Source organism: Temperatibacter marinus, assembly GCF_031598375.1.
Taxonomy (GTDB): domain Bacteria; phylum Pseudomonadota; class Alphaproteobacteria; order Sphingomonadales; family Kordiimonadaceae; genus Temperatibacter; species Temperatibacter marinus.
This window is the reverse complement of sequence record NZ_CP123872.1, coordinates 3,134,196-3,153,150: the sequence shown is the minus strand read 5'-3', so window position 1 is coordinate 3,153,150 and position 18,955 is coordinate 3,134,196. Positions and strand designations below refer to the sequence as shown.

Below are 18,955 nucleotides of genomic sequence, written 5' to 3'. Positions count from 1 at the left end.
GACACATGACAATGATCTCTATTTTATACCCAGAAATTATCAAATACATTCAACCATTTAATGGTGGGTATATACCTTTAAAAAATAATGAGACTGGCAAATGGTTTTTTGTAATAAAAACAACAAAGGAAATGATTTTAACAGCCCGTACACAGAATGAATTTAAAGTATATTTTTTAAAGGATTATGAGAATGATTTATACAGTTTAGGTTTGATCACTGCGTTCTTTGATGACCATGACGAACCTCTGACACTAACGACACCAATTTTTGATGATGACGAGTTAATGCTAAATATTTGTCATGCCCTTAATCAGTCCGAGTTTGATATATACTTTTTTGATGAACTTGACCGAGAAATAATGGGAATTTCAGCAATCAATGAAAAGCATGAAATATTTGGCAATCTTCTTACTCAGGCAAAGTTTTATAACTCAGAAAAAGGTGATGTTGTAGGCATATTAAAACGATTACAACGAAGATTTTCTGTCAGAGATGTTGCGGATGATGCTAATGCTTTTACTATCAAGTTCGAAAAAAGAATTTATCCTGATGATACGCTTATTATAGATGTCCGCGAAGAGTTCGACGGCTTTAATGATGATATGCAGTCGATTGCAATGACCAGTCTCGATCGAGATAAAAATCCTGGGGATATGCAAGAGCGTGATATAGCACTCCTCATGAGACGAATATTCGATAAATCTGAGATTTATGTAAATCCATACAGGATAGATACAGATAAGGAATTAACGGATATATTAGTTGTAACCGAGCATGAAGTTTTATTCATTCAAGCCAAAGATAGTCCTAATACGCCTAAGTCTCTTACCAGAAAGATAGATAGGAAAAGAAAAACCATAAAAAGGCATATATCGAAAGCAATAGATCAATTGTGTGGAGCAATGACCCATGCAAAAAACAACAATGGAATATCAATAAAAACTGCAACTAACTCAATTTCAATCATGAATTTGGATAAACAGCTTATTGGACTAGTTATTGTTAAGGAATTGTTTGATGACGAGTATAAAGAATGTAGTGACCCAGTTATAAATTTGATGGTTGATTTGGAACTTCCTGTGGTTTTGACGGACTACCCTCAATTACATCTATTAACAAAAAATTCGACTAGCTCAGATCATTTTTTTGATAACTTAATTGATATCGCTAATCACGCTCTTGAAAGAGGTGTGTTTCCTAAAATTGTTCATACAGGTAAAGCTTAAACTCCCCAAGCCAGTTAAACAGTCAGCTATGTCCGTCTTCGGTGAAAATTCATTTTCAAATTTATCAGGCTGACTTGATAATCAATTTGTTGTCGATGTGTTATTTAATATTTGAGTAGAAATAGAAATGTATGAAGAAATGATAATTATACTATTTTATTAAAAAACATAGTGTAACCTATTGGTTACAAAAGAAAAAATATTTATTCGGGGTTGCGGTGGTAGCAGTTTTTTGTTAATATCTAGATTGTCAGCTTCGATGCTCATTGCATACGTAATGGGTGGGAAAGTAAAAAAGCGCCAATGCCCAAGGGCTATGACGCTTTTTAATGAAGAGACACAAGGTCAGCTCCGATTCAGACCTGAAGCTTACCTTAAAGTCTCTTCACTGACAAATGAAAAATACGGTCAACATCTGTGTTGCAGGTGAAGTGTATCGTTTTGTTTGAATTTATTTAGAGGAGAAAACTGATGAGTTTTCACTATACAGGACAATTATGTCCAAAATCCATTTTTCATTTATTGTCGTCTGGCATTTGTTTGCAATACCGCCTGATGTCTGACGATGAGTTAAACCTTTTCGTTAAGAAAATGGTTTGTCTCATGATCAATGAAGGTAAAGACAGCCCAGAATACTCACCTTCAACAGACTTCATTATTGCTTTGCATGCTGTTGCAAATAGCTACGGCGTGGATACCTTGGATCATATTGAAGATCAAATTCGCCGATTTATCTTTACGCCTATGAGTGGCGAGAGCTTTAATGGCTTTGATGTGAAGAACCTTCAATTCTCGGCTGCATTCATCAAATGTACCAATAATGCATTTGCTCAAATCCAACCAACGAAAGACTTTGTTGAAAAGTCATTGTCTGTTATTTTCGACTTTACTGAAAGTCAAAAACACACATTCATGAGTAAGTGGAATGCCTAGGCTTAAGGCATCATCTGTTGTTGACACTGCTTGTAAAGCGGTGTCAACAATCCTCGTCAACAAGGTATGTCAACGACAGAATGTGGGTTTCAAGAATATTTCTTCGTTTACTGGACGCCACTCCTTATATCTTGAAACCGTTAGTATTGCAGGCTTAAACGGGCATCTAGTCGATGCTGTACCGTTCAATATTACCCCTGCAAATTGCCGCCTGTCTGGTCCTTACCTCAGTGAGGTGATCAGTCCCGACCATCCGAGCACTGAGCACTCTCTTGTGCGAGGAACGGCAGATTTATTATCTGCTGTTGACCGTCCTCACTCAAGGGCCCAAGGGCTTGCTGTACGCAATACCAACTCTCGGATGGTCGGGACCGCTTTGCAGTCCGACAGGCGGCGAGGCAGCCACCATGCCTACACTTGGGTGTACACATTGTTTTCCGGTTCTGGGGAACCTTCACTACCTCTTTGGTCGCAGTCAATTCAAGACTGGGGTCTTGATTTGCTGCGATCTCGTTTATGCCGTCTTTTATTTCTGACGGTCGGCAGACGAGATCAAAGATCATTCACCAGTATTTCATCTGCTGAAGTGTAAATGATCCTTGCCGTTACTTCAGCCTAGTGGCTTCCGCACGCTACGCGCTTGGCATCCCCTTCAATACCAATTTCGATATTCAGAATGGAGAACTTTATGTTTTCGCTATCGTCACATGACCTCGTACAATATTCTATCATCACACTCGCTCACTCAAAAGATTGGTTGTTCACCTATGCCTTTCTTATTGCCAGCCTTTTACCTGCACTTCATCGCACATCTGTCGTATGCAAAGGTGATAAATCATTCTTACCATCTGTTACACGACTACTATCGGGTGGTTTAATTGTTATCTTCTATACTGCTACATTCTTTGTTGGAACAGGCTTAATTGCAGCATTTATCACCAGATATGATCTCATCCTTCAGCTTAAACATCACTTTGAACAGGTTTATATGTATGGATTTGCAGGATTAGTGGTAGGTCTACCAACAGGCTTCGTATTGCGTCATTTGATTGCACGATATCTTGAGCCATACATGAATAGAAAGACCAAACGGGCACTTAAGAGTGTCGACAAGAAGGGGCTTACAGATGTCAGAGATTTGGCAAAATTATTTCCTGAAGTCATTAAATATGACCCCACAAAATACTTTCAGCAGGCTTTAAAACTTAACAAGGTTTTTCTGTGTTTAGATGAAAACCATAAACCAATTTTTTTGGATGAAGACTACTACCGTGAAACGAATGTTCAGCTTGTTGGTGCACCATCTGCAGGTAAAAGCATGGTATGTGCTATTGCTTGTTGCCAGAGAGTCCTTTCGGGCAGGCATGTTGTTGTCACAATTGACCCTAAGCACGATGTCTATTTGCCTGCATTACTAGAAAATTCGGCAAAAATTGCAGGTGTTCCTTATCGTGAAATTAACTTAAAAAGAGATCAACCACCTCAGTTTAATCCATTACATAATATAACGCCTGAAGATTTGTATGAGCTTTTAATCTCGGCGTTCGGTTTGTCCTTAAGCGATAAAGATAGTGATCACTATCGTATTAATGAGCGCGATCCATTATATACACTATGTTATATGATTGATGAGAACCCCAGCTTTCCAAAACTTTTGGATTTAGCAGAAGATATTAATGATGAGTTGGGTGATGTTTATAAAAAAATCAAAGAAATTGCACTGATTCCTGCCGTGCAGACTGATGCGCCGAATGATTTAGAGGAAATTCTCTCTTCACAGGGAGTTTGGTATTTTAAGGGTGCCATGCGGGATGATGCAGTGAAAATGCTTCAGCGTTTAATCTTTGCTCGTATTCCTCAAATCGTAGAAAATAGAGACGATAAATCCAGCCATGTTACTATCGTGGGAGATGAATTTAAATATTCATTATCGCGTGTAATTTGTGATAGTCTTGGGGCCCTAAGGTCAAGTAATGCCTCGTATTGGCTTTGTCATCAAAGTTTAGGTGATATTGAAATTGCGGTAGCAGGTCTGGAGCCAAAGGTAGTTTATCAGACGGTAACAGACAATACTGGACTTAAACTGTCTTATCGTTGTCAGAATCCAAAGACTGCAAAGATGTTCTCTGATCTAACTGGAACAATTTTGGTGGATAATGAAATTCAACAAACTGAGACCAATGAAGCTAATTCTGAACTTCATAAAAGAGGAAGAACATTAGCTCAAACTCAAGTGCCATACTTTTCAACTAATGTTCTTATGAACTTACCTAAGCGTTGCTGCCTTATTATGGGAGCAGGAGGCATTCCTCAGCTTGGGATTACAGCGCCTATCTTGATTGATCCAGTTCCCTATAAGCCAATCGTTACAAATCATACACCACCACGCAGTATTAATGACGAGCTAATGCCTTTCTCGTCTTTTGATGATGATTTACTGCCGAAAGGATAGACCATGACTATCTCTAACAATAAAAAGCATGAAATTTATATTATGATGGTTCTTTGCCACTTGAAAGTAAGTGGCTGGTCTTCACAGGATTTAATTCAGCTCTTGTGTGGGTTTAACTCCCGCCAAATGGCCCACCGTCTTTTGAGTAACATGGAGAAACAAGGATTGATCAGACGTCATCAATTTAGCTTAGATGATGGCAGACGCAAAACCATCTGGTCATTGAGCCCTCACGGGCTGGGAATGGCTCTACAACCCGACGAAGACTTATCTGCCTATAAGCTATTTAAGCCAGCAAAGTTTCATTTTGGCACGTATGACCATGAAGTCATGTTGCGTGAAGTTCAAATCCATTGCGATACATTTGGTTGGGCAGATTTTCATTATGAAAACACGATGAAAATCAAGGGACAGAAAAAGCCAGATGCGCTTGTTACAGATAAGAAAGGTCAGATTATCTGCATCGAGTGTGAAAGGTCCACCAAGTCGCACATTAGGTATCAGCAATTGACATATCAGCACATATTAAAGCTGAATAAGGGCGTATACCACAAGGTACTATACATCACACCTGATGATGCATTTAACCGGCGCCTTCAACAAATCATGATGGGTATTGAGAGTGTTAAACACAATCAACGCCTTATTAATATCAGAGATGAACACAGAAAACCGTTCACCTTCATCACTATGACGAAATTTCGTGAATATGCAGAAAATGCACGTGCTGACAAACAAGAAAATTCTGTCAGAAACGCACACTAGAAAGAAGAGGACAAATAACTATGTCTAAAATTACCGTTCTGAAAGCAATTAAGCTAGGCGCCACTAAAGATTTACCGGAAGGTCAATTAATCGCTAAAGCAGCTTTTATTCTCTCAAATTTGCATGAATATGATTTTATGAACCATCTACATATCACTAAAGAGGAATTTGAAAGCGAAATTCAAGAATTAGACGCTAATGTTTCATTCGTAGACTTTAACCGCATGTTAATGGTGGGTGCAAAACAACTATCTCCTGAAGGTGAAGAACTCTTACGTCAAATTTTTCTGCAGATAGAAGCAAAACCAATGTTTTTATCCCACTATCTATCCAGTGCGCTCAAGGTTACAAAAGAAGAAGAACAAAAGATGCTGAAAAAGGCTTTCGGTACCGAAGAGTCTTTTACCAATAATGATTATTTCTATTATTCTGAGCAAGAACGAATTACAAAAATAAAATCACAACAAGTATTCGACGAGGGTGGCTTAGGGTCGTCTGTAATTGCTGGCATTAAGCGGCTATTTAAATAACCGCTTACAAGAGTATATCTATGCCTTTCGTTTATTGGTTTTTGTCGGATGAAATCGCCATATAACTCTCTTTAATAGTTCAGTTCTATTCAGTTGACAAAAATCATTTACAATGATTCAATAGTGCTATTGGCACAGCTGTGCCAATAGCATGTTAACAATATGCTTTGAAGAACTAGGATTACTGTTGGTTTCAGACTGAGAGGGTATTGGTTTCGCTTCCCTCCTCCGCTACCAATTTTAAGATAAGCCCTTGATTTCAATAGAGATCGAGGGTTTTTCTTTTAGTGGTCCTTTAGGGCGTTCCGTTTAACCTTAAAATGACAGCTAAAAGCTCCCTCGCAGGAGTTTGAAGCTGCCAAAAGTGCAGAACTTAATCCGCCGTGGTGCGGTTTACTATCTCCGTAAGAATTTTCTCATTAATACAAGCTATTTTGATTTACGTCTATAATTGAAAACTAAAGAACAATGCTTAGCTAAAAGAATAAGCTACTGTTTATATTCATATATTAAAAGGTTTCGAGTGACAGAGTTTCTGAGATAGTCATCCGTTAAATTTTAATAATTAAAATATTATATTATATGCACGAATGCCATTATAAATGGCTCCACCTAAACAAGCTAAAGACAACATTTTTGTATAATAAGCCCTATTTTTCCAGCCTTCAAAATCATAAGTTTCATATAAACAGAAAAAACAATATGTTGCTAATAACAATGTAGGGACTGCAACAAATTCCATATCAATACGAGTATAAATGTCAAAACCTGTAAACACTCCAATACAGCAAGCAATAATCAACCAAAATTTTCCAGTTTTTACATGACTTGTATCAAGCGAAAAGTCATATTGCGCGGCTTCATCTGGGTCCATAAGAAATTTATAGTGAATAAACTGCCCCAAACCGTATAGAAACTGCAGAGGTGCTAATATGGCTAAAATATAAAGTAAATACTCATAAACAAAAACACCAATCAAAGTTGCAACTCCCCAAAATAGCCCAACTAACATATTAATAATACCAGGTTTATTCATTGTAATTCCTTAGGGGATAAAATTTATTTTTAATACAGTTTCACTTAATTCAGAGTAGAAAGTTATTAGCTGATAAGACTTATGTAAAGTTATAAATAATTCAAATTAATTTTAATAACTAGCCAAGTTAAAATTCAAATCACGTGCTTAATATTATTACTCAACTTACAAAGCATTAATAAAAAGTGTTTTTCAATTATTAATAATTTTAAAGGCCTTTAAGGCCGGGAAATTGACAAATAAGTAAGTAATTAGCTAAGTTATTTTTAAGGGGAGAATTTATGAATAATTTACTATCTAAAATCGTAATGTTTTTAGTTATTGTTACACTAGGATATGGATCATATTTCTATTACAATAACCTCAGAATTGATAAGCTATCTGAATTTAAGTACAATCTTTCTCAGGATATAAGCAACAGTCTGATTTTAACTTCCAAAATCAAGAAGCAAGTAAAGACATACGATCGTCTCGATCATTCTTTAAACTCAAAAGCTACAATTGTACTTTTATCAAATCTAGAAAACTCTCTTTTAAAATTAGAGAACAAATTTAAAACTGGGCCCGACATATATGAGAACTATGACACCAATATATCAAACTCAGTAAATTCTTATCTCCACTTTAAAGAAATAGATAAAGAAATTAGTGAGTTAACTATTGAAGATACTCTATCAACAGCAATTGATTATTCAAAAGATGTTGCCAATAAAACATTGGAATCATTGAATGAAAAATATTCAAATAATGTCATGGGATTTAACCAGACAATCGAACTGATTGAGGAACTCCTTACTGAAGCATCTCGCAACCATATTATACTTAATATTGATCAGGCTTCAACTCAATACGGTCAAGCCATCAAAGACATTATTGAAGCAAATAATTTACTAAAAGCAGCTCAATCAAATGACCCTCATAATATAGCCTCATTGTATGAGAATAAAAAGAAGAGCCCCTTTTATAATTTATCGCAAGATATTACTTGGATGATTGCGAAGAAGCTCAATACTTTTAAAGCTTACAAAGAATTTGATGATCATTACCCTGAAGGAATACATACTGATAAGGCTATGGACATAGCAATTGCAATGATAAACTCTAATAGCATGCATGAATATTTAGGTTTCCCTAAGGATTGGAAAATCAAGTTCGTGAAACACGCTAAAGAGGGAGGATTACCAAATTATAAATACGAAATAGGCTCTACTAGTAAAGATGGCCAATACTATAAAATCACTGACATGCTCCTTGCTATAGGCGATGTAAAAACCTCAATTGAGACAGGAGGTGTTATCAGAAATGAAATTGAAAGAATAAAACAGAAAGGCCCTCAAGAATTTTATTCAGGGACAAAAGAAAAGTCATGGGGAACTGAATGGCATGATCCATATACACTATCTTTAATAAAAAAAGATAATAATTGGTATGGGAAACTAAAATTCCAACAGAAGAGGGAATATTATCTTCTTGCTGGAAAAGCAACAGAACATGTTATTTTAGCATTTTCATTCGATGTTAAAGCTCGAGGCTTAACCACAGAAAAATTCCAACATAATTATAAATATTTTTTAGACACAGCTAAGGGATTATACGATTACTTACATAGAAAAAACCTTAGCCCAAAGCTTATCCCTGCTATTGCAAAGTATGACAAAGATATGCATAAAAATAGGAGAGGATAGCACTTTAAAATGATAATCAATGAGCAATTAACTTTAAGGATGTGCTATATTTAATCCCAGTAAGATCACTCTAACAATGCTAGCTAACTTTGGCACCATAGGTGTTAATGGCGAATTATAACTTATCCACCCCTTTGCCTTCTCATAAATAACTCGGACCTGACTCGCATTAAGGCAAAACCTAGCAAGTTACTGCCTCTCCAGCGAGCTGGGTTTTTTGCATCCGGGTGGTCTTCGGTTAATCCTGTTCCCCAAACCAGATCCTTAGGACTGGCTTCTGCCAGAATTCTTTTGCCAGTCGAGAGCAGGTAAGTCTTGAGCGGCTCATTCTGAAAAAACTTGAGTCTGTTGCCTGCAATCACAAGGTAATATTTCCTAGCGTCCCAGATGTCAGGATCGAAGTTAGGTACTTGCCTCCCCAAAGCTTTGGCTCTGGCCGGATCATCGTCCTTTAGTATTTCCTCAGCCAGGTCGAATGCATTAAACATCACTGCCTTGCGCTCCATCATGTAATGCTCGGCAGTAGCGTATCTGATCCCATTTGTTTCAGAAAAGGGGCTTGGGTACCACTGGCTGAGACAGGTTTTGGTCATCTCCTTTCCCCGATTTTTATGCCCCCAGAACAGCACGTATTTACATTTTTTCCTGCTGGTTAGAGCGATTAAATCTTTTACATTGTAGGTCATATTTGTCCGTTATCAGATAAATTGTTACCATATGGCGTTTAAACTAAGAGAGTGCATTATCTTGATTGTTAGTTAATATTAAGCAAGTTGACTGCAGTGTTGCAAGCGCCTTTGTTTCATGTTTTTTTATTTTATCTTTTTCCTTTTCTTCAAAATCACTGTGCGCCCTCAAATTAAGTTGATGCTTGAGTAGATGCCTTCAAACTCATCAAATGTCTATTTCCTTTAAAGGCTATAAGAATTATTTAGCTTGTTCGCAATTGTGTCCGCCATTAACACTTATGGTGCCAAAGTTAGTTGTTGCATAATAGAGGATTTTGATTTTACGTTATTTACGTGAACAATGAGCCACTACGAAATGTGATATTGTATAACATATTGAAATTTATGGATTTAATTTTTGGTATCAGAGGCTGGCAAATCCCTCCTCCGCTACCAATTTTATAAGTTAAACCCTTGATTTCAATAGAGATCGCGGGTTTTTCTTTTCTATCTTTCTAGTTGGCCTGACTTTTATACTTGGTCTTAATTAAGATGGGAAAATGATCTGAGGGATAGCGTCCGTCTATGCGCCTGTCATCAGTTAGATGAGTTAGCACTGACAGAGTTGAGGTCGTGAAGATAAAGTCAATAGGACTGTTGGCTTTGAATTTCGCATTAAAGCCATTAAAACTATAGTCTGGGCCCTCACGCTGTTGCGCTTGGTGGCGACTATCAAGAAGTTTGATGCCACTCTTGATCTTAGCGCCGTTTAAAATCTTGTACGGCGGGCTGCCCCGGTCAAAATTAAAATCTCCCATGACCACCGCGAGGTCAAGTTGCTGGCTCTGAAGCTGTCGGAGGAGCATAGCGGCACAGGCCCTTCTTGCTTCTATTCCCACATGATCAAAGTGTGTATTGATGGCATAAAGGCTGCGGTCAGCTTGTTTGTCATGGAGATGTACAATCGTCAGGGTGCGATTATAGGCACTGTCCCACCCTTTACTAGGCTTATTCGGTGAAGGGGAACACCAAAGAGTTTGAGCTTTAATCATTTTGAACCGAGACTGAAGAAAGAAGAGCGGTGCGGATTCCCCTTTCTGTTGACCATCCTCACGACCAACACCGTATGAGATATAGTGATCTCCTAATTGTTCTTTTATTTCAATCATTTGGTGAGGTCGGACTTCTTGAAGGCCTATGATATGAGGCGTGTGATCTTTAATAAGGGATACCATGTTGTCACGCCTGAACTGCCAATTGTTTGGCCCGTCCTGCTGCCAATCTGTTCGAATGTTATAGGTTATTATTGTCAAGGCATTATGGTTCTCTTCTGCATGCGCGAGAGCAGAAAATAGGATGCAGTTGATGGCAATCAATAGGCGGTACATAGTGCGGTCTTTTCCTTAATGGGTGTCCTCAATAGTTTGGAAGCCCTTTTGATGACTGTGTTGCTTGGTTTCTAAGTGAAAGAAGCAGCTTTCTAAACATTGCCCTTTGCATTCATGGCTTTTCAAGCGTTTTATTTTTTAAATGCACCCAGTGTTTCAATTTCGTTATCTATCGCAGTTTGAATGATGCTCCAATGCGCAGTTTTTTTAGGAGCCATGCCCTTGTCAATGGCAAGGGCAGCTAAGCGCCCCTGTGATGTATGAAGTGTTGTGGGTGCCGGCAGAGGATTTTTATAGGCTTCGTCAGGATGCATGATTTGCCAACCGGCTCTTCGCAGAGCAAGAACCAAATCCTTGGCATAGAGAGCCGCTAGATCATTCTCATGTAGTAGCAAAACATGAATAGGGGAGTGGCCCAAAGTTGATAAAGAAATTTTATCATAATGCTCTGCTGCTTCAAGAGACAGGCGGACATATAGATCGCGAAGAATATCGTGGTTTATAGGTTTACCATCCCTTAGGGCTTTTTGAAAAAGGTCATTGAGGTACCAGTCATACGTATCAACAGTCACATAACCATTGGACAAACCTCTGCTCGCTAACCCTCTAGCCAATTGGGCAATCTTTTCAGGAAAACGTCCTTCATCTAAATACGGAAACCTGACCCATGGACGGTTATTGGGTAAGGTGGATAAATGGGCCTCAGCTTTATCAATATCTTCTAAAAAATCAGAGACAGAGGCTTTATGTGCATATAGGTGAGAATGGGTGTGGTTTGCCAGCAAATGCCCAGACTTTGCATATGACTTTAACCGAGCCATGCCTTTGTCAAGCTTCTCTATTCCCTTTGTATTCACGAAAAAAAGAACAGGCCCTGCTTTTGCTTCTCGTAGGGAAGAGATCAGCTGTGCTGTTCGCGCTTCTCCTGAATAATATCGTGTGCCGCTCATGGGGGCGTCATCATAGCTCAGGACAATTCTTTTTTGACGAACGTCATCGCTGTATACAGACTCTGAGATGAGTAGCAAAAGGATGGTGATCAGGGTGAGTCTCATTAAATGTCTCCATGTGGCATAAGTTAGAAGTTATAATCGACCAGCGCCGGTAATAGACCTGTGCCCCAGTATATCCGACCTTTTCTGTTTGGCGTTATCGCCTTGAAGCAAAACATCATAGAGCGGTGAAAGCATTTTATAAATTGGCAAAACAGCCGCTCCAAGAATAGAACTATCCCCCTGATGTTCTGAAATTAGAATTCTGTCATGATCAGGGGTCATGCCTCCGCGGACAGAAGCGGGGAGGGCTGTCATGTGATCAAGAATGGTTCTTATTAGAAGTGGGGGCGCTGAACCGCCGATAACGATGGCTTCTGGGTCCAGCATATTTTCAATAAGGCAAACTGTATTTTTCAATAAGGCGCCAGACCTTCAAGAATATTCACTAGCCTGCATGGCCGCAAAAAAGGGGAAGTTTATGCGGCCTGTGAATGCAGGAAATTCTCCTTTATCTAATATCGTTTATGCCTTTCATTTTGATGCTGGCCTTTATGCTAAATATCTAAGAGAATATGCAGAGGATCGCGGAGTTAGGCGAACTGAAGGTATGGTCGATTCTGTTGCTTCAAGCAAAGAGAATGGCTTTATTGAAGCTGTCACTTTAAAATCAGGGGCGAAAATCGATGGTGATTTATTCATTGATTGTTCGGGAACGCGCGGACTGCTTATTCAAGGGGCGCTCAAGACAGGTTATACAGATTGGACCCATTGGTTGCCCTGCAATCGTGCAGTAGCCGTGCCCAGTGAAACAGGGCGCGCGCCAGAACCTTACACAAAGTCCATAGCACATTCAGCTGGGTGGCAATGGCGTATTCCGCTGCAACATAGAACAGGCAATGGGCATGTTTTTGCCGCTGACTATATGAGTGAAGATGAGGCCACATCTATCCTAATGAATAATTTACCGGGTAAGCCTTTGGCAGAGCCAAGGGTGATCCCTTTTACAACAGGAAAAAGGAATAAATTCTGGCATAAGAACTGTGTTGCTATAGGATTGTCATCTGGATTTATGGAGCCCCTTGAGAGCACGAGCATACATTTAATTCAAGCAGCCATAGCGAAGCTTCTCGCCTTATTTCCTGACCGGGACTTTCATCAATCCACCATAGATAAATATAATGAACAAACTCATTGGGATTATGATCGGATTAGAGACTTTCTCATCTTGCATTATAAAGCGACAGAGCGGGAAGATAGCGAGTTTTGGCGCTACTGCAAACAGATGGAAATCCCTTCTTTTCTGCAGGATAAAATTGATATTTACAAAGCCAGTGGGCGGATATTTAGAGAAAATGATGAACTCTTCAATGACGTAAGTTGGCTGGCTGTCTTAAACGGACAGGGAATTCGGCCTTCAGGCTATCATCCCCTTGTCGATATCCACAGCGAAGAAGAGATTGATCGGCGGCTACAAAACGTGAAGTCTGTAATCGACCGTTCAGTGGAGACAATGCCAAGTCAGTCTGATTTTATTGCCCAAAATTGCGCAATGGCTCCAGAAGTGCAGTCATAGTTAAAAACCACAATGCCTCTTTTGAAGGGTGTGAAAGGCGTATTTAGTATGAGATGGTCAGATTACTGAGCTTTTTTCCATTCGCCTGACCAATCGTCAACGGTATGCTGGAAAACTTGATTATTCTTCGTCACCTTCATTTTGAAATTCTTATATTTTCGGCCATTTTTCTTAATGGCTTCATGCTTCCAGTCCCCGAGGGTGAATTTATACTGCATTCGAAAATATTTCGGGACTTCCATCTGATAAATTCTGCGGTTAGCATCCTTATGCATAATAACTTTATCTGCCCACCAAGGGCCGAAAAATTCAAGATTGCCTGTAATAAACACATCCGGTGTGCCTTCAGGAACAGTTACCACAATATAAGCCGTAAGATATTCTTTCTCCTCCGCAGCAATCGGCGATGTGATCGTACAAAGCGACCCGAGAAAGGCGCAGAGCGCAAGAATAGTTAGGCTCATTGTATTCAGTCTGTTCATTGCTCATTCCTTTCCCACGTAGAAGGGGTAGTGTTGTCCCTAGATAATCTTAAGTTTAACAATGAAAAATTTGTCACGTCAAATTTTTCAACGCAGTTTTTCCCAGCCTATTCAAAAATACAAATTTACATAGAAAGAATAATCCTTATCCTTAGCTGAGGGTTCTATGAGTGAGAAGGGGATAAAGAATGAAGAGATTTACACCGACTGTCATCAAATATTGGCTTGCAGCAACCGTTATGATGATCGGGTCTACTATGCCTGCGAGCGCTTCGCAGTTTAAAGTATTGCTTTTTACAAAGACAGCTGGGTGGCACCATGAAACTATTCATGACGGCGTGTCAGCATTAAAGTTAATGGCTAAAAATCATGATTTCACCCTTGAATGGCACGAAGACAGTAATCGGATCACCGATGACTTTTTAAAATCCTTTGATGTGATCGTTTTTCTTTCGACTACAGGGGATATATTTAATGCTGACCAACAAGCGGCTATGGAGAAATTTATCAGGTCTGGTAAGGGGTTTGTAGGTATTCATGCGGCGTCAGACACTGAATATGATTGGCCTTGGTATCAAAAGTTAATTGGGCGCCATTTTGTGACACATCCAGAAACTCAGACAGCAAAGCTTAAGGTTGTAACACGTAAATTCCCCGGTATGTCCTTGTTCCCTGATGAAATTCTATGGACGGACGAATGGTATGATTTTAGTGAAGAAGCTGTTGAAGGGCTTACCTATTTGCTGACAGTGGACGAAAGCTCATATGACACTGAGGCCTATTGGGGGCAACCCGCTAGGGGGAAGGGGATGGGTAAATTTCATCCTATATCTTGGTATCATAACTTTGATGGAGGTCGCTCCTTTTACACAGCACTAGGGCATACGCCGCAAAACTATACCAATCCAATCTTTCTTCAGCACGTTCTGGGAGGGATTTACTGGGCCGCCACTGGTAAAGGACTGTAAACGCATTTCCACGGTTGATTGAGTTGGGTAGGCCGCTGATTGGGGGCTGAAAAATCACCCTATCAAGATGACCCTAGTGTAAGCGGAATAATAAGGAATTTCTGGATGCAGACAATTGCAATCATTGGGGCTGGCTTGTCTGGATTAACAGCGGCTCATCATTTGAAAGGCCAGTATTCGGTTCAAGTGTTTGAGAAAGCAAGGGGCGTGAGTGGGCGTATGTCAACGCGTCATGCGCCCCCTTATCAATTCGATCACGGCGCTCAATTTTTTACGGTTAATTCTCCAGAATTTAAAGCCTTCTTGGAAAAGAAAATATTTTCTCCCTATGTCTCAGAATGGCAGGGTCAATTTGTGACCATTAAGGGGGGTGTTTTCACCCCCTATCACGGCGCAGGCACTCGATATGTAGGCGTCGATAAAATGACAAGCCTCTGCAAAGAGATGGCTAAAGAGCTTTGCTGTACCCTTGGAATAAATATTCAAGGCATTGAGTATCGTTCCTCTGAAGGCTTTACACTGACTGATCAGCTTGGAAAATCCTATGGCCCTTATGATAAAGTGATCTCAGCGATTCCTCTGCCTCAGTTTCTCGATTTATGTTCCAATTATATTTACGACAAGAGGGTGTTCAATTCCGTTATCATGCAGGGCTGTATTAGTCTTATGCTTGGGGGTGAAAATCTACCCCTCCCTGAGTTTGATGGGGCGAAAGTAGAAGAGAATTTACTTGGATGGATAGCAGTCAATTCTCGGAAGCCAGGTCGTCGCTCGCCCTCGTCTCTGATAGTACAATCAACGAATATATGGGCGGAAAAAATGCAAGAGCAAGACCTGAATGATGTCAAAGGCACCATGCTCACTGAAGTGGAAAACTTGCTTCAAGTTTCATATCACTCAGTGGGTCACAGTCAGGTCCATCGTTGGCGTTATGCGGCTGTGACAAGTCCGCTTGGTCAGGACTTTTGGCAGCATAATGACTTGCCCTTATATGCTGTTGGAGATTGGTGCCTAGGCGGCAAGGTCGAGAAGGCTTTTCTGTCCGGGTATCGGCTGGCATATTCTCTTTAACTCTCACTTATTAGAGCTTGATATTCTGTGATTGAATGAGCGTGTTTATTTACAGTTTTTCGATGAAAAAAATAGTCAGGAAATGACTTGTAAACGCTTACATTATATGTGTATCATAGCGCTGAAGCTTAATAAGATGCTGAATTGCAAGGGGGAGGAGACCCTGCTTTTCATCCAGTTGGAAAGTAGTCTTATTAGGCGGGGAAAGAGATTTCCAGGGGAATGAAAATATTCGACGTATAATGCTATAGTGCATACGGTCATGGTCCTTATCTGCGGGGTGTTTTAAATGCCTTTTGCGGAAAGGATTTTTTATGTCTGGGGTCAGGCACAGAGTGTGATTGCGTCGGGTTTGTTTGTATCTCTCAACTCATATGGAAATTGTACTTATAATACATAAGGATGTGGTGAAATGAAGATCACGAAACGTAAATTTTTAATGGGCCTAACAGCCTTGATGGGCTCGCAAGCTGTTGCCCAGGCTGGATCAGCTTATGAAGCCTATTTATCATTTGATGGGCCCTCGGCCCTTAAGTTTTTAACTCAATCAGAGTTTGAAGTTGTCACTAAGATTGCTGATATCATAATACCCGATACTGAGACAGGCGGTGCCGAAAAAGCAGGTGTCGGATTTTTTATCGATCACTTATTCGCCTCAGTCTATTCAGAAGAGAAAGCAAAAGGCTATAAAGCACTTTTAAAAGTGTTTCAGAAAGAAAATCCGAATTTTCTTGAGATGAGTTTGAAGAAGCAAACACAGCTTGTAGCGAAACTGGATGATCGAATGTATGCCGAAAAACCTATTACGAACTTTTATAAATATACCAAGCAGTTCACTGTTATGGGCTATTATACGTCTCAAATCGGGGCGGAAGAAGAGCTTGCCTATGACCCAGTGCCAGGGCCCTATCATCAGGTGGCACTCGCTGATTATCCAAAAACTTGGTCGACTTAAGGAAATACTATGTCTGAAGAATTTGATGTCATTGTTGTAGGCTCCGGTATGTCCGGTGGCTGGGCGGCTAAAGAATTTACTGTAAAAGGCTATAAAACATTGGTGCTTGATCGTGGGGGAGATCTAACCCACGGCGAGTATAAAACAGAATTTACGCCCCCTTGGGACATGCCTAATCGCGGCCAGGTCAATGAAGACGAAGCCAAAAGAGATTACGAAACTAACAGCGAATGTTATGCTTTTAACGAATATACAAAGCATCACTTTCTCAATGACCGTGAAAACCCATATGAATTTCCTGAAGATAAGCCAATTCAGTGGGTTAGAAGTTCCAAAGTCGGCGGGAAATCTGTCTTATGGCACCGTCAAAGTTATCGGTTTAGCGAGATGGATTTTGAAGCTAATAAAAAAGACGGTCACGGCATTGATTGGCCAATTCGTTATAAAGATGTTGAGCCTTGGTACGACTATGTTGAGAAATTTGCAGGGATCAGCGGCTCAGTAGAAAATTTACCGCAATTGCCAGATAGTATTTATCAAAAACCACATGAGATGAATATTGTTGAAAAGGATGCTAAGGCGCGCCTTGAGAAAGCCTATAAAGGCTCTCGCAAGTTAATTATTGGCCGCTGTGCTCACTTAACAGAGCCGACTGAAGAGCAGATGGCACTGGGACGTGGCCTTTGTCAATCAAGAGATCAGTGTCAGCGCGGGTGTTCTTGGGGCGGGTATTTTTCAAGCTTATCTGCGACGCTGCCTGCAGCGGAGAGGACTGGGAATTTAACCCTGCTTTCAAATAAAACTGCGCATAGTGTTACTTACGATCCCAAAACTAAGAAAGCGACGGGGGTTAAGGTTATTGATACTATTACCAAGGAGACAAAGACCTTTAAGGCTCGTGTTGTCTTTATGTGTGCCTCTACAATTGCAACGACGCAGATCCTTTTAAATTCAAGAAGCGAAACCTTTGAAAATGGTATCGGAAACTCAAGTGGTGTTCTTGGTCGATATTTGATGGATCATGTGGCAGGGTCTGGGGCTGCTGGACGTATGGATGGCTATGAAGATGTTTACTATAAAGGCCGTCGCCCGACCAGCTTGTATATTCCACGCTTTATGAATGTGACAGAACAGACGGATGAATATATTCGTGGTTTTGGTTATCAAGGGGGTGCCAGTCGCGGTGGATGGCAAGGCAGTTGGGGCCAAAAGGGCATTGGAGAAGACTTTAAAAAATCTATCCAAAGCCCAGGCTCTTGGGGCATGTCTATTGTCGGATTTGGTGAGATGCTTCCTAACTATGATAACAAGATTGAACTGAATGATAAGCGATTAGATCCATTAGGTATGCCTGTGGTTTCAATTTCGGCTGCCTACGGTGAGAATGAGATAAAGATGAAAGAGGACATGAAAGTTCAAGCGATTAACATTTTAGAGGCTGCTGGCTTTAAAAATGTTACAGGGTGGAATGGTCCCCCTAAAGTTGGAAACGCTATACACGAAGTCGGGACCGCTCGTATGGGACATGACCCTAAAACGAGTTACCTCAATGGCTACAACCAGTCTCATGATGTGGCAAATTTATTTGTGACAGATGGTGCTGCGTTTGCCTCAACGGCCTGCCAAAATCCATCTCTTACGTTCATGGCTCTGACGGCTAGAGCTGCAGACCATGCTGATAAGTTGATGAAATCAGGCGCCATTTAAGGAAGAACAAATGAAGGTGGTTATCTCGTCAATAGACTGGGAGATGTCCACCTTGATTGCTTCAATAGGGGGCTCAAGCGTATCGAGTTGGCTGTCTAGAAGTGACGTTGGCATAAAGTGATCTGATCGAGAGGCCATACGGCTGAGGATGAGATCTCTGGATCCTGTTAGATGAATATAAGTGACTGAAGAAAGAGTGCCCTGCAAAATGTCTCTAGACTTTTCTGTCAGAGCGGAACAAGCGAGAATGACTGATTGTTGTTTTTGATCACAGTCTTTTAATTCTGTTGAGAGGGCCTGCAACCAGGGTAGGCGATCTTTTTCAGTTAGCGGGATACCGGCAGACATTTTGTCGATGTTCATTTGAGGGTGATAATCATCGGCTTCTAGTGTGGGGATGGTAAGGGCCTGAGAAAGCGCTTGGGCAATAGTGGATTTCCCAGTGCCGCTAACACCCATAACGATCAAAATCATTGGCTTTCCTTTGTATTTTGAACGGGAGTGTGCAAACAAAAATA

18 protein-coding genes are annotated in these 18,955 nt (G+C 40.3%); 11 read left to right on the top strand and 7 right to left on the bottom strand.

Annotated elements, in window-relative coordinates; genetic code table 11:
- Window positions 1-11: 11 nt before the first annotated feature.
- The 5 genes from QGN29_RS14335 (at window position 12) to QGN29_RS14315 (ending at window position 5,909) form a co-directional block, all read left to right on the top strand.
- A complete protein-coding gene (locus tag QGN29_RS14335) occupies window positions 12-1,229 on the top strand; it encodes a hypothetical protein (RefSeq protein ID WP_310798564.1) in 1,218 nt (405 codons plus the stop codon).
- Window positions 1,230-1,700: 471 nt separating this feature from the next.
- Window positions 1,701-2,162, top strand: a complete 462-nt coding sequence (locus QGN29_RS14330) for a hypothetical protein (protein WP_310798563.1) — start codon at window positions 1,701-1,703, stop codon at window positions 2,160-2,162.
- Window positions 2,163-2,850: 688 nt separating this feature from the next.
- The gene (locus QGN29_RS14325) at window positions 2,851-4,614 is read left to right on the top strand and encodes a type IV secretory system conjugative DNA transfer family protein (RefSeq protein ID WP_310798562.1); all 1,764 of its coding nucleotides are present in this window, start codon (window positions 2,851-2,853) and stop codon (window positions 4,612-4,614) included.
- 3 nt (window positions 4,615-4,617) lie between these two features.
- Window positions 4,618-5,379, top strand: a complete 762-nt coding sequence (locus QGN29_RS14320) for a hypothetical protein (RefSeq protein ID WP_310798561.1) — start codon at window positions 4,618-4,620, stop codon at window positions 5,377-5,379.
- Window positions 5,380-5,399: 20 nt separating this feature from the next.
- A complete protein-coding gene (locus QGN29_RS14315) occupies window positions 5,400-5,909 on the top strand; it encodes a hypothetical protein (RefSeq protein WP_310798560.1) in 510 nt (169 codons plus the stop codon).
- A gap of 565 nt (window positions 5,910-6,474) precedes the next feature.
- Here the strand turns inward: QGN29_RS14315 and QGN29_RS14310 are convergent.
- Window positions 6,475-6,945 carry a hypothetical protein gene (locus QGN29_RS14310; RefSeq protein ID WP_310798559.1) on the bottom strand — a complete coding sequence of 157 codons (471 nt, stop codon included), beginning with the start codon at window positions 6,943-6,945 and terminating at the stop codon, window positions 6,475-6,477.
- A gap of 281 nt (window positions 6,946-7,226) precedes the next feature.
- On the opposite strand from QGN29_RS14310, the gene QGN29_RS14305 reads away from it, so the two are divergent.
- Window positions 7,227-8,630 carry a hypothetical protein gene (locus QGN29_RS14305; RefSeq protein WP_310798558.1) on the top strand — a complete coding sequence of 468 codons (1,404 nt, stop codon included), beginning with the start codon at window positions 7,227-7,229 and terminating at the stop codon, window positions 8,628-8,630.
- Between the two features lie 122 nt (window positions 8,631-8,752).
- On the opposite strand, the gene ybiA is transcribed toward QGN29_RS14305, so the two are convergent.
- From ybiA to QGN29_RS14285, 4 genes are all read right to left on the bottom strand, one after another.
- Window positions 8,753-9,223 (bottom strand): riboflavin biosynthesis intermediates N-glycosidase, encoded by a 471-nt coding sequence (ybiA, locus tag QGN29_RS14300; RefSeq protein WP_375164613.1) that lies wholly within the window; start codon window positions 9,221-9,223, stop codon window positions 8,753-8,755.
- Window positions 9,224-9,813: 590 nt separating this feature from the next.
- Window positions 9,814-10,686 carry an endonuclease/exonuclease/phosphatase family protein gene (locus QGN29_RS14295; RefSeq protein WP_310798556.1) on the bottom strand — a complete coding sequence of 291 codons (873 nt, stop codon included), beginning with the start codon at window positions 10,684-10,686 and terminating at the stop codon, window positions 9,814-9,816.
- A gap of 131 nt (window positions 10,687-10,817) precedes the next feature.
- Complete coding sequence (locus QGN29_RS14290) at window positions 10,818-11,741, bottom strand: polysaccharide deacetylase family protein (RefSeq protein WP_310798555.1); 924 nt, start codon at window positions 11,739-11,741, stop codon at window positions 10,818-10,820.
- A gap of 30 nt (window positions 11,742-11,771) precedes the next feature.
- Window positions 11,772-12,098, bottom strand: a complete 327-nt coding sequence (locus QGN29_RS14285) for a hypothetical protein (protein WP_310800037.1) — start codon at window positions 12,096-12,098, stop codon at window positions 11,772-11,774.
- Between the two features lie 61 nt (window positions 12,099-12,159).
- Here QGN29_RS14285 and QGN29_RS14280 point away from each other — a divergent pair, with 61 nt between their 5' ends.
- A complete protein-coding gene (locus QGN29_RS14280; RefSeq protein ID WP_375164612.1) occupies window positions 12,160-13,254 on the top strand; it encodes a tryptophan halogenase family protein in 1,095 nt (364 codons plus the stop codon).
- A gap of 62 nt (window positions 13,255-13,316) precedes the next feature.
- Here QGN29_RS14280 and QGN29_RS14275 read toward each other — a convergent pair whose 3' ends face one another.
- Window positions 13,317-13,736 (bottom strand): hypothetical protein, encoded by a 420-nt coding sequence (locus QGN29_RS14275; protein ID WP_310798552.1) that lies wholly within the window; start codon window positions 13,734-13,736, stop codon window positions 13,317-13,319.
- Between the two features lie 188 nt (window positions 13,737-13,924).
- Between QGN29_RS14275 and QGN29_RS14270 the strand changes: the two genes are divergently transcribed.
- The 4 genes from QGN29_RS14270 (at window position 13,925) to QGN29_RS14255 (ending at window position 18,437) form a co-directional block, all read left to right on the top strand.
- Window positions 13,925-14,704, top strand: a complete 780-nt coding sequence (locus QGN29_RS14270; protein ID WP_310798551.1) for a ThuA domain-containing protein — start codon at window positions 13,925-13,927, stop codon at window positions 14,702-14,704.
- Between the two features lie 105 nt (window positions 14,705-14,809).
- Entirely contained in the window at window positions 14,810-15,775 is a 966-nt protein-coding gene (locus tag QGN29_RS14265) for an NAD(P)/FAD-dependent oxidoreductase (protein WP_310798550.1), read from the top strand.
- 412 nt (window positions 15,776-16,187) lie between these two features.
- Window positions 16,188-16,730, top strand: coding sequence for a gluconate 2-dehydrogenase subunit 3 family protein (locus QGN29_RS14260; protein ID WP_310798549.1), 543 nt, complete (start codon window positions 16,188-16,190; stop codon window positions 16,728-16,730).
- Between the two features lie 9 nt (window positions 16,731-16,739).
- Entirely contained in the window at window positions 16,740-18,437 is a 1,698-nt protein-coding gene (locus tag QGN29_RS14255) for a GMC oxidoreductase (RefSeq protein ID WP_310798548.1), read from the top strand.
- Here the strand turns inward: QGN29_RS14255 and QGN29_RS14250 are convergent.
- A complete protein-coding gene (locus QGN29_RS14250; protein ID WP_310798547.1) occupies window positions 18,423-18,911 on the bottom strand; it encodes a gluconokinase in 489 nt (162 codons plus the stop codon). The genes QGN29_RS14255 and QGN29_RS14250 overlap by 15 nt on opposite strands.
- Window positions 18,912-18,955 lie beyond the last annotated feature (44 nt).